The sequence below is a fragment of the Ruegeria sp. HKCCA6837 genome (assembly GCF_013034475.1).
In the GTDB taxonomy this organism is placed as follows: domain Bacteria; phylum Pseudomonadota; class Alphaproteobacteria; order Rhodobacterales; family Rhodobacteraceae; genus Ruegeria.
This window is the reverse complement of the sequence record NZ_WQGD01000019.1, coordinates 22,217-33,717: the sequence shown is the minus strand read 5'-3', so window position 1 is coordinate 33,717 and position 11,501 is coordinate 22,217. Positions and strand designations below refer to the sequence as shown.

Genomic DNA, 11,501 nt, shown 5'->3' with positions numbered 1-11,501 from the left:
GCACATCCGGGAACCGCATATCTAAAAAACGCCTCTGTCCATTTGCAAGGCTTTGTTGCTGCGGCTGGTTTGCTCGGGTCATTTGCCTGGGTACCTCGTTCAGATAGGTGTCATAATCACGTTGGCCGCTACTGGCGCCGGTAGACAAGAACCCGGCCATCCCCAAGCGTTCCGGCGAATGCCTGAACAAGCTCCAATTGCCCTTCGGCATCCTGTTCCAGTTGCGGGATGACCCGGAACATCCGGTTCGGAAACAGAACGACCAGCGCCACCGGCCCGGGTTGGGCCATCGCGTCAGCGTAACCTGCGACATCGCCAATGGTCACCCAGTCCGCATCGAAATGGCTTTCGAAAACAGCTCCCCCCGGGTTGATGGCGTAGATCCGTTCGGACGGGGTGCGGGTCTGTTCGACAAGCGCAAAGGCCCCGGCCAGATCCTGTTTCGGCGCGGCATAGTTTCGCTGCACCAGAAACAGGGAAACGGCGACCATGGCCACAACGCCTGTGGCAAACAACAGGGTGCCGAAATGGGGCCGCCCCAGCCCCCGCGCCGCCACACCGGCCCCGTACCAGCAGCCGATGACGGCAAGGATGATGACAAGGCCAATGTCGACAAAGAAGAACCTGGGCCAGATCCGCATGCCAAGCGCCAGAAGGATGACCAGCGTCACGACGATGTGCATGACGATGGACAGAAAGAACAGCGGCTGCGTCGATTGCGCCCCGGCCGCGCCAAACGCGAGCACGACCACCCCGGCACCAGCCACGACCAAGGTCAGGGCGCCGGTCTTGCCGACCGCTGTCCGCAGCCCCTCGACAATGGTCCAGAGCGGGTTCTGATATTCCTGCATCACATCAACAGCCGATGTGGCCCCAACATCGCCCACGGTGCCCGCGATACTTGGCAAAATCGGCAGATATGCCAGCAAGATCACCACAGACGCAATCGCAACGCCCGTCAGCGGCCACAGCACCCAGTCGCGGGTCAGCGCCCCCCGTCCGAACCCGGTGATCAGCGACACCAGCCACACCAACCCCAGCGCCACAAAGAAAAACGCGCCGGTCAGATGAGTGAAAACAGCTGCCGCAGCGGTCAGCCCAAAAGCGGCCCATGTGCCAAAACTCGGACGCTGCACGCCCCGCAGAAAGAAAATGAGGCCAAGCGTGCTCCAGAACGCCAGTTCGGTATATCCGCGGGCATTCTGCGAAAACCAGACCTGGTGATAGGACAAGGCCACCAGCAAGGCAGAGACATGCGCGATCCGGGCACCAGATACGTCTTTGGCCAGCCACCAGATGGCACCGACAACGCCCACCCCGAACAGCACCGCCGGAAAGCGATAGGCCCAGGCCTCTTCTCCGAAAATCTGGGCAACCAGCTTGGCCTTCATGGAAAAGAAATAGTGATGGTTCATCGAATATTCGCGCATCATTTCCCCCCAGGGGCGGCGGATATGCGTATCGACGGTCCAGATCTCATCATACCAGAGCGGCGCGTTCAGCCCGGCGGTCCTCAGCGCGGCTGCCAGAAGGAGGATGAACAGAAGCACTGCCAGATCATTGCGGCCAAGGGCGGGGGCCTGCTGTTTCATAAAGGCTTCTCCGGTCACACTCGTAAATTCAGGGTATCAAACAAAACCCCACCCTGTGCAGGGCTGACACAATAATTGCCGCTTGGGCCGTTTCGATTATTCCCGTTCCCGGGACGGGCGTCGAAACGAATGTGCGGCAACGGGTGCATTTCAACAAGAAGCGTTGCCAAAGTGAATACATTTTGGGCGCTAATCCCCAATTGTTGAACGATGCGCGGCAAATTTTAGTAACCCCGCCGAACCGCTTTGCAGTGTGCGGTGAAGCCATGGAATAATCGGTCTGATCGTTCGATCATGGGCTGGCATGTCAGCAGATTGCGCCATACGCAGTTTCCGATCCGGCGGATAAAGCGGGTTGCACATGAACAATGTGCCGAAGCCCCATTTAAGACCGGTTGCAATGATAGGCATCATTGGCCACGTTGTTCGCCAGTGACGCGCTTTTGGATGTTATGAGTTTTATGGGCCTCTCCGGTTTCTCTAAAAGGAGCAGAAAAATCCGTTTTCCTGTGATTTTTTCCGCGGCGTGCGGCGTCGCGCTGGCCTTTCTGGCAGGTGTTGCGTTCGGCCATTTCAAACTTCCACCCCAGCCACAGCTGGAACTTGGGATACGGACTCTGAAACTCCTCAGACAGGAAGGGCTGGCCATGCTGGGCGTCCGCCCGACCCAACATATGGGGACCCTAGCCTTGCCCCCCGACTGGGAGCCCCGGATCGACCCTGCCAAGATGCAGCCCGGGGTCACATTTCTTGTAAGCGTCTTTGAGGATCGCCTGACCGCCCGTCTGTATGGGATGGATGGCTCGGTCCTGCATGAATGGCCTGTCGATTTCTTCGAGCTTGCCCGGGAAAGGGCCACACAAAAGGCCGCGCACAAGTTTCACGCCCTCATCCATGGGGCGGCACTTTTGCCCAATGGCGACATGCTGGCCAATCTGGATGGGCGGGGCACCTACCGGATTTCCGCTTGCGGGGATATCGTCTGGAGTAACGACAATCGCTCGCATCACGCCCTGACACTGGACGGTTCCGGCGGTTTCTGGACACCGGTCTATGTCGACCGATACGCACCGAACACATTGGTCGTGGGTGGGGATGGCTTCAACTTTGACGCCATCGCCCGGTTCGACCTGCAAACCGGTGAGCAGACGGATTTGATTGATCTGGTAAAGGTTCTGACGGATGGAAAGCTTGAGGGCATGATGTCGATGCGGCCAGTGCGCGAGGACGTGGCCCACCTGAACGATGTCGATGTCCTGAGCGCGGAAATGGCCGATGCATTCCCGGATTTCAATGCCGGTGACCTGCTTCTGAGCTTTCGGCATTATAACCAGATCTGGGTGCTGGACGGGGAAACCCACGAAATCAAATGGTACATGACCGGACCGATGAAAGGACAGCATGACCCTGATTTTCAGGCTGACGGGACAATCACGGTCTTCGACAACCGGGCTGGCCGGGTAGCAGATGCTTCGAACGCATTCAAAGGTGAGCTGGGCGGAAGCCGCATCCTGAAAATTGATCCCACGTCGCGCCGCGTGACCACTATTTTTGACGGAGCAGGAGAAGAACCTTTCTATTCCCAGTACCGCGGCAAGCATCAGGTCCTTGAGAACGGCAACATCCTGATTGCAGAGACCGACAAGGGGCGTGCTTTTGAAATTACGCCGGACGGTAAAGTTGTCTGGGAAGTGATCAACATTTACGATGAAGACACCGTGTTCTGGATGATGGATGCCATACGCTATCCGCCATCTTATGGTGATTTTACTGACGCTGGTTGCCAGTAATGCTATGATCCGGGACTGGCCGTAACCTCAATGCGAATACCAGATTTGTTTGGAGTTTTAGTGAATTGAGTAACAAGTACCTCAGGGGTGGAGACAGTTATGGAGAAGCTGCTTTTAAAAAAAATTGAACTTTGGGTCCTGGGACTGGTTCTGGTCGCGAGTTTTGTAGGCATGATCCTTTTCGGTGCCATCGTTCTCGACGAAGAGCGCGGAGAGGAAGAGCTGGGGGGAGATAATTTCGGAGCGCTTGGCGACGTCGCGCTGGCCATGGCTGAATTGCCGGAAAACACGAGGCAGGCGCTGAAGAAGGTGGGGCGACCGGACCCGACCATGGCAACCTTTCTCCGAATCCCTGCGGGGGCCGAATTGCCGGACGGATGGTCTTGGGTGCAGTCTCCGGGCACAGACGGGTTGGACGGGTACCTGTTGTTCAGCCGCTACGACGGAACCCAAACACGGCATGTCGTTGAATTGATATCGCTTAAGACCGGAGAAATCCTCCGAACCTGGTCACCTGAACCCGACGTCTTGTTGGCTGATGTCGAGCGGCGCCCCGAATTCGACGGATATGCGCGTTACGACGAATGGAACAATACCTATTTTCGCTATATCCACCCCTATCTGACCGAGGATGGCGATCTATTATTGAAAAACCACCTGTCACCGCTTTTCCTGCTGTCGCCCTGTGGTGATATTCGATGGTCACAAGATGAACATCTGTTTCACCATTCGACCAATCCGGATGGCGAAGGCGGGTTCTGGATGCCCAGTGTCAACCTGGGCCCCCGGCCTAAAAATTTGTCCCGAGGATTTGTGCGTGACAGCGTGGCGCGGGTGAACGCCGAAGGCGAGGTGGTCTTCGAAGCGACGTTGGATGATATCTTCTACAACAGCGGCTTGCGTCATTTGCTGTTTCCGGCGGCCTATTACCACCGGGATCCCATGCATCTGAATGATATCGAACCGGTTTTGGCCGATGGGCCACATTGGCAAAAGGGCGATCTGTTTCTGAGCTTCCGCAGCCCGTCACTTGTCGCGCTATATCGCCCGTCGGCCGGGACGTTTGTTTGGTGGCAGGCGGGGCCGTGGCAGTCGCAGCATGATATCGATATTCTCGACGATCACCGGATCGCGGTGTTCAACAACAACGCCTATAACCGGGGGTTGGGCGCACGCGTGGAAGGCGTCAGTGAAACTGTAATTTACGACTTTGAAACCGGATTAGTGACAAGCCCGTATCGTGAAACGATGGAACGTTTCAGCGTGGCAACGGTGTCCGAAGGTTTACAGGACTTCACGCCGTCCGGGCACTTGATCTTCGAAGAGGAAAACCGAGGGCGCATGTTCGTGCTCAACGCCGCTGGCGACGTGGTCGCAACCTTCGTCAACAGGGCAGAGAACGGTGAGACGTACAGATTGGGCTGGTCACGCTACATCACACAGCTTCATGGTGACAAGGCGCTGACCGCAATTGCAGAGAGCGGATGTTAGACTCGTGTCATTTGCCGGAGAATGATAAGGGCGAGGGCTATGAACACAGCCCTCTATTTCAGCAAACCATCCAGATAAGCGCCATATTCGTTCTTGGCGAACATCTCTGCCCGCTGGCGCAGTTGTTCCTCGTTGATCCAACCCAATTGCCAGGCGATCTCTTCCGGGCAGCCGGTCTGCAATCCCTGACGTTCTTCCAATGTACGCACGAAATTGCCCGCATCCAGCAGGCTGGCATGGGTGCCCGTGTCCAGCCAGGCATAGCCGCGGCCCATGGTTTCGACCCTAAGCTGGCCGTTTTCCAGATACATCTGCAGCAGGTCGGTGATTTCCAGTTCCCCGCGTGAGGATGGTTTGACCTGCCGGGCGCGCTCGGGTGCGGTGCCGTCCAGGAAATACAGCCCCGTCACCGCGTAATTCGATGGGGGGACGGATGGCTTTTCTATGATCTCACGCGCGCGCCCATCCGCGTCAAAGCCAACCACACCGTACCGCCGGGGGGGTCGGCCACGTGATAGCCGAACACCGTTCCGCCCTCGACATGGCTGTCTGCCGCCGCCAGCAGCTTGGGCAGGCCGTGACCAAAAAAGACATTGTTCCCCAGAACCAGCGCCGAGGGCGCACCGGCCAGAAACGCTTCGGCGAGGATAAAGGCCTGCGCCAGGCCGTCGGGGCTGGGCTGTACCACATAGGTCAGGCTGCCATCCCCCAGCGTGCGTTTGAACTGGTCCTGATCCTGCGGCGTGGTGATCACGCAAATCTCGCGGATACCGGCCAGCATCAGCACCGACAGCGGGTAATAGATTATCGGCTTATCATAGAGCGGCAGCAGCTGTTTCTACACCGCCATGGTGATCGGATAAAGCCGGGTGCCCGATCCGCCCGCAAGTATGATGCCTTTGCGTGTACTCATGATGCGTTTTCCAAATCTCTCAGGATATCCCTCAAACCCTGCCGCCAATCCGGACGTATAATACCAAAAACTGTCTTCAGTGAGGAGCAATCAAGACGGGAATTCAATGGCCGGCGCGCAGGCGTTGGATATTCGCTGGACGGGATGTCCATTACATCACAATCCGTCTCTAATTCAGCGAAAATAGCCCGCGCAAATCCGGCCCAGCTGACATCCGGCTCCCCCGCAAAATGGTAGATACCCGTTTTGCCCGCATCCTCGGCCAGTTGGCGGGCCATAGACAGGCAGGCCACCGCGATGTCCCGCGCGGGGGTGGGGCCACCGATCTGGTCGGCCACGATGGCCAACTGGTCCCGTTCCGCCCCCAGCCGTCGCATCGTCCTGACGAAATTACTGCCATGGGCGGACACCACCCACGAGTTGCGCAGGATGCCATAGATCCCGCCTGCCTGCGTGATCCCCTGCTCTCCGGCCAGTTTCGAGCGGCCATAAGCCCCCAGCGGCCTGGTTGGATCGGTGGGCACCCAAGGCGTCTCACCGGACCCGTCAAACACGTAATCCGTCGATATAGAGACTAATGGGATGCCCAAAATGGCGCATTCCCGCGCCATCGCAGCAGGGGCGTCCGCGTTGGTGACGGTTGCCAATGCCTCTTCTTCCTCGGCGCGGTCCACGGCCGTATAGGCCGCGGCGTTGATCACCGCCTGCGGCGCTGCCGTGCGGATGGCCGCCACGCAGGTTTCGGGTTGTTCCAGATTTGCCTTGGACCGATCCAGGCATGTCACATCCGCATGCGCAGCCAGCTCCCGCGCCACCTGCCCGGTTCGACCAAAGACAAGGATGGTCATGCCGTCACACCCAAGCGCTTGCCCACGCCGTCGCGGTCCCGCAGCGCCCGCCACCAGCTTTCATTGTCCAGATACCACCGAACGGTTTTCTCCAGCCCCTCTTCGACCGCGACCGAGGGCCGCCAGCCCAACTCGTCCCGGATGCGGGTTGGGTCGATGGCATAGCGAGCATCATGACCGGGGCGGTCGGCGACAAAGGTGATGAGATCGGCATACAGCGCAGGACCGGGGCGCAGGCGATCCAGAATAGCGCACAGCATCTGCACCAGCTGCAAGTTGCTGCATTCGTTTTCGCCACCGATATTGTAGCTGCGCCCGACCTGACCTTCTTGCACCACCTGCAGCAGCGCCTCGGCGTGGTCTTCGACATACAATCAGTCTCTAACATTGAACCCGTCGCCATAAATCGCCAGTGGGTTACCGGCCAGAGCGTTCAGGACAATGACCGGGATCAGCTTTTCCGGAAAGTGATAGGGCCCGTAATTGTTGGAGCAATTCGTCAGCACCACCGGCAGCCCACAGGTTTCACCCCAGGCCCGCACCAGATGGTCACTGGCCGTCTTGCTGGCCGAGTAGGGCGAGCGTGGGTCATAGGCCGTTTCCTCGGTGAACTGCCCCGTTGGTCCCAGAGAGCCATAGACCTCATCAGTCGAGATATGGTGAAAGCGGAAACGCTCGGGTCGGCCCCGCCCTTCCCAATAGCTGCGCGCGGCTTCCAGCAGCGTATAGGTCCCGGTGACATTGGTTTCGATAAAAGCGCCGGGCCCGTCGATCGAGCGGTCCACATGGCTTTCTGCCGCCAGATGCATGATTGCATCCGGGCCATGGTCGGCCAGCGCCCGATCCATGGCGACGCGATCTCGAATATCAGCCTGTCATGATTGGTATGCGACTGGCCACATGATCCCGGCTCGTACAGGACTGAGTTGGACAGCGCAGAATTGTCTGTGACCAGGTATGCGTCTCTCCTGCAAACCCCTGCTGAATTCTGCTGCTCATTCTGCGCAGTGCAAGTTACCGTCACCCAGTTCAGCTGTCACTTCGCCCTGTATCCGCCTCGCAGCCCGCTGCCTGCATGACATCCCTGATCTGATCCCCATCCGCACGGGTCAGAAAGCGGCTCCACCCCATGAAATAGATCTTTCCATCAGATGCGCGATTGACAAACTCGGCCAACACGCGCCCGTCCCGCTCCAGAATGACGAGACGGCCATTTGTTGTTTCTTCCGCAAGCAATGACCCGTCGGGCAAAAGTTCGAACAGTCCGCCAAACGGAGTTCTGACGTCGGCGGCTGCAAGCGCCTCGTCGAACGGGCCGCTGACTTTGTCTGTCTCGAAGTCATAAAAAGACACTTGGTTGTGCCCGAGCACTTGAACGCCTTTCCCTTTATTGAGGGCGTTATTGTCAAAGATGGCTATGGTATGGTCGTTGACAATGTCCACGTCGTGCTGAGCACGCCAGGGTCCCTGCCGCATCCAGATGATCTCATCTGTCTCGGGCCGGTATTGCATTATGGTCGAACTTGCGCGGAGGCTCAGGAAAACGTCACCGCGCTTCCAGTGCGGGCCATCGGACCATACCGGCTCTATGTCGTTTAGATGCATCGGATTAAGGTTCAGATCCGCTTCATCAAAGAGCAAATGCTCCAACCCATGTTTGACGAACAGATCGCCAATGGAGCGTCGCGAAATGACATTTCCGTAAGCATCAACCCTGGACGCTGCCGGGTTGCTGAAGCCGTCAGCGACCCCGCCATACGAAGAAACCGGCAAGCGATCGGGAACCCAGAATGTCCCGTCCGGCGCCAGGCTGAGTGAATGATGCGCATCCACCTCTTCGTTACGCCAAACGACATCGCCGCAAGCAGTGAGTCGCATCAAGGGTGAATGGTGATCTTTTACCATAAAGTCGCCATTCGGAAATACGTAGGGATGGATGGCACGAAACCGCTGCGGAACCCACGCGGTTGCAATGTCATTCTCCTGCTTGGGCTTCCAACCGGCCAGAATGTCCTCTGGGCGGAGAACAAGGCGGTGCTCTGTGGTACCGGACTTCAAGTCCACCAACTCCAGCACATGCCGGTTCGGGTCACCGTCATATCGGCTGAGCAAAACATAGCCGTCGGGGCGGGCGGCGGGGGACGTCCTGTCAAAGTCCCATCCGACACGCCCGGGAAATCGGGCGTTGTCGGCAACGGACATCCAGTTGTCATCGGAATGTGTCAACGCGTCTTTCACAAGCTCCGGGATCGACGCAACAAAATACGCCGTGTCGCTTATGGCACCGAACCGGCCCTTGTCTTTCGCGCCTTCCCGCACGAGTGATCCAAAGAAAATGGCGCCGATGCATACAAAAAGCAGCACCAGCAAAACCACCCACATCTCGACTTTTTTAAAAATGAACTTTTCCATCACACTCGTCCAATTAACTCTGCCGCACCCTTCCGGCCCATTCGTAACTCTATATTGGATAATACGAATTTGGCCTTACGTCGACGCTAGAAACGCCAGGCCCAATTTGATACCGAACTCACAATACGGATCGGATTTCAGGTCTGGAGGTGTAGGCGCCGCGCCGACCTGGCTGTGCCGTAATGGGATTAAAAGCAAAGTTATGTCGCAAGCTTTTTGAGGATGGCACAGGTGGCTCCGGTGAGCTGACTATCCCGGCAGTTGGCAAATCACAAAACTCTGGAGGCCGAGGAATTCTGGGCAAGCGCTATTTTTTCGCGGCGTCATGATCAAGGGCGAGCCAGTTTAGCTCACTGGCTCTTCGGCCAAAATATCGGGCGCCGTCCAGAGTAAAGTGACCATAGTCATAGAAGGACTTCATACCTGTTTCCGTCACGGCGCTACAGGTTTCAGCAGAAACATCGCAAATGAACTCCGACTTATCCAGGTACTGCACATTAAGCTCACGCGCGATTTGGCGCAGCGACCTGTTCAGATCAGATGTCTTCGAAAGATCGCGGTTCTCCCAAGCTATTTTGTTCACTGCGCGCACCGAAAACGGTTCACCGCTTTTCTGCAGGTACCAATCGAAAATGGGCATCCCATCGATTTTATCGAATTCTACAGAATTCAGCAGCAATACCACCTTTTTCTGCTGAGCGAGCAGTTTTCGGATGAGCGTTTTCATCCTGGGCAATGAATTGCGGTTGTAGCGAAAACTAAGCGCCACGACATCTGCTTCTATGAGATTTGGCGCCAACATGAGAACGTCCACCTGTTCTGCGGGTATCTCTGCTTTCATACCAAAGCGCGCGAATTCGAACTCTGGAAACCGCGCTTGACTCAAGTGAAACACATTGAACAGATCCTTGCTGTGGGAATTTCCGATGATCAGAATTTTTCTGCCACCAAAATCAGGGCTAAACCAAAGAGCCGTCGCTTCGAATTTTGAAGGTGAATGCGCTTCTGACGGCGCATAGCCCTGTTCCCTCGCCAGCCGGGCCAAGGGCTCCCAGCTGCCTGCCTGCAAGTGTTCGTTGTCGAATTCATTCGGCCCATATAAGGCGATCAATCCGGACAGGCGGGCGCGCAGACCATCGGTGGAAATCATGTAGGACGCAAATAGCGCGCAGACGAGCGTTGCTGAAACAAGAGTGACTGAAAGCTGCTTCAGCGACACCACGCTGCGCCTTCGAAAGGGCCTTTCCACAAAGCGATAGCTCAGAAAGGCAAGTGTGAATGACAGAGCAAACCACACCGTCTTCGACGAAACACCCGGATCATATTCAAGAATTCGGCCGAAAGCGAAGATCGGATAATGCCATAGGTAGAGGGAATAGGAAATCAGCCCCACGGCAACAAAGGGCATCGAAGACAGCAAGCGCGTGACCGGGTCTGATGGGTTGGCAAACCAGATTATCAGAACGGTTCCCAGCACCGGCACCAAAGTCCCGAGGCCGGGATGGTGCCAATGAACATCCATCACCAATAGTGGCACGATGATGCAGAAAAGGCCGATAGGCGGCATGATCCTGAGGGTCACCGCACTATGCATGAAACCCGGAAAACGGGCCAGCAGGTGCGCGAGCACTCCGCCGGCCAGCAACTCCCATAACCGGCTTGGAAGCCAGAAGAATGAGAGCGTCCAACTCCGCTGGCTCATGAATTCCGCAAAAACCAGCCCCAGGGTGACACCTGCAATGCCAAGGGCAAGGATGGTGACATCACGGCGAGCAAATCGCAAAACGGCAAGGTAGAGGAGTGGAAAGATCAAATAGAATTGCTCTTCTACAGCCAGAGACCAGGTGTGCAGAAAGGGCTGAACAAGTCCCGGACGGGCTCCGTATGTCAGCGAGGCGTCCCACCAGAACATGTTGGAGATGAAAAACACCGATGCGAGCTGCGATTTCACGAACTCTACCATTGGGCTGGGCAGCAGGAGTATCCAGGCAATCGGCCAAGTGGCGAAAATCACAAGAAAGAGTGCGGGTAATAACCGCCGGGCCCGCCGTTCATAGAAATTGATAAAGGAAAATTTCTGCGTGGATGCCCACTCTTTTTGGATAATTGAAGTGACCAGAAAGCCTGAAATTACAAAGAAGACATCAACGCCGAGGAAGCCACCGATCAGGATTTCCTTGTCGCCAAGATCAAACTTCGCATGGTAAATTAGCACAGATAAGACAGCTATTGTGCGAAGCCCGTCAATTTCTGGACGATAGGTTATCTGCAAAACGCTTACCAAACTATATTTGAACTCGTAAAACTGCGGCAATCGCCCGGCACCAGGTCCGCCATCAAGACCCATTTCTGCCGAAGATTTTTGCCGCAAAGCCAAATTATGCACGAAAAACGCAAAAACTCCAAAAAGAGGGCAACATCTCCTGCGAGATTTTCTACATGCAGGTCGTGATTG

Annotated in this window: 7 protein-coding genes and 2 pseudogenes; 2 read left to right on the top strand and 7 right to left on the bottom strand. The window is 56.5% G+C overall.

The window, feature by feature from the left end; genetic code table 11:
* Nucleotides 1-128: 128 nt before the first annotated feature.
* Both GOV91_RS19655 and GOV91_RS19650 read right to left on the bottom strand, forming a co-directional pair.
* A complete protein-coding gene (locus tag GOV91_RS19655) occupies nt 129-1,592 on the bottom strand; it encodes a glycosyltransferase family 39 protein (protein ID WP_171236691.1) in 1,464 nt (487 codons plus the stop codon).
* A 410-nt stretch (nt 1,593-2,002) separates the two neighbouring features.
* Nucleotides 2,003-2,164 (bottom strand): hypothetical protein, encoded by a 162-nt coding sequence (locus tag GOV91_RS19650; RefSeq protein WP_171236690.1) that lies wholly within the window; start codon nt 2,162-2,164, stop codon nt 2,003-2,005.
* A gap of 75 nt (nt 2,165-2,239) precedes the next feature.
* Between GOV91_RS19650 and GOV91_RS19645 the strand changes: the two genes are divergently transcribed.
* Nucleotides 2,240-3,382 (top strand): arylsulfotransferase family protein, encoded by a 1,143-nt coding sequence (locus tag GOV91_RS19645; RefSeq protein WP_171236689.1) that lies wholly within the window; start codon nt 2,240-2,242, stop codon nt 3,380-3,382.
* Between the two features lie 99 nt (nt 3,383-3,481).
* Nucleotides 3,482-4,873 (top strand): arylsulfotransferase family protein, encoded by a 1,392-nt coding sequence (locus tag GOV91_RS19640; protein WP_171236688.1) that lies wholly within the window; start codon nt 3,482-3,484, stop codon nt 4,871-4,873.
* Nucleotides 4,874-4,926: 53 nt separating this feature from the next.
* Here the strand turns inward: GOV91_RS19640 and rfbA are convergent.
* The 5 genes and pseudogenes from rfbA to GOV91_RS19615 all read right to left on the bottom strand — a co-directional run bounded on the left by rfbA (nt 4,927) and on the right by GOV91_RS19615 (nt 11,432).
* Nucleotides 4,927-5,786, bottom strand: a pseudogene (gene rfbA, locus GOV91_RS19635) (glucose-1-phosphate thymidylyltransferase RfbA).
* Nucleotides 5,783-6,634, bottom strand: a complete 852-nt coding sequence (gene rfbD / locus GOV91_RS19630) for a dTDP-4-dehydrorhamnose reductase (protein ID WP_171236687.1) — start codon at nt 6,632-6,634, stop codon at nt 5,783-5,785. Before rfbD ends, rfbA begins: the two are co-directional and overlap by 4 nt.
* Nucleotides 6,631-7,509 (bottom strand): annotated as a pseudogene (gene rfbB, locus GOV91_RS19625) (dTDP-glucose 4,6-dehydratase); the annotation flags it as partial. The gene rfbD and the pseudogene rfbB, both read right to left, overlap by 4 nt.
* Nucleotides 7,510-7,663: 154 nt before the next feature.
* Nucleotides 7,664-9,046, bottom strand: coding sequence for an arylsulfotransferase family protein (locus GOV91_RS19620; RefSeq protein ID WP_171236686.1), 1,383 nt, complete (start codon nt 9,044-9,046; stop codon nt 7,664-7,666).
* Between the two features lie 307 nt (nt 9,047-9,353).
* The gene (locus tag GOV91_RS19615) at nt 9,354-11,432 is read right to left on the bottom strand and encodes an acyltransferase family protein (RefSeq protein WP_171236685.1); all 2,079 of its coding nucleotides are present in this window, start codon (nt 11,430-11,432) and stop codon (nt 9,354-9,356) included.
* Nucleotides 11,433-11,501: the final 69 nt, after the last annotated feature.